This is a genomic window from Pseudomonas sp. FSL R10-0399 (assembly GCF_009600165.1).
Classification (GTDB): Bacteria; Pseudomonadota; Gammaproteobacteria; order Pseudomonadales; family Pseudomonadaceae; genus Aquipseudomonas; species Aquipseudomonas helleri.
The window spans coordinates 1-333 of sequence record NZ_WIWK01000319.1 but is presented as its reverse complement, the minus strand read 5'-3'; the positions used below and the strand labels follow the sequence as shown (position 1 = coordinate 333).

At 42.0% G+C, this 333-nt stretch carries 1 protein-coding gene; it reads left to right on the top strand.

The genetic code is table 11. The features are described 5' to 3' along the window. Positions 1 to 148: 148 nt before the first annotated feature. The coding region (locus GHO41_RS30180) for a replication initiation protein (RefSeq protein WP_371929074.1) at positions 149 to 333 on the top strand (185 nt) is incomplete at its 3' end.

Sequence of the window (333 nt, the reverse complement as noted above, 5' to 3'; positions counted from 1 at the left end):
TTAGATAGGCTCTTCGAGTCTGCCGAGCAGAAAGCAGGCAAAGCGCTCGAAAATAGAGTAAGATGGAAAATATAACTTAAAAAAATTCCCCTCCTGGTCAGTAAGTTTGGCGACCGAAGACACAGGAGGGGAGGAGGACATAAACAGTATGACACAACTACAACTTTTTACAAGCACATTACCAAAGAAGCCATATTATACCGATGACCTTTTCAGTGGTTTAAGTATAGCAAAAGCAGAGATAGCCAAGAAGGCTAAATATATACAGCATAACGGACCAACTCACCTTTACTGGATGGCGTTTGATATTGACCGTCCAGGTGCAAGCATTGA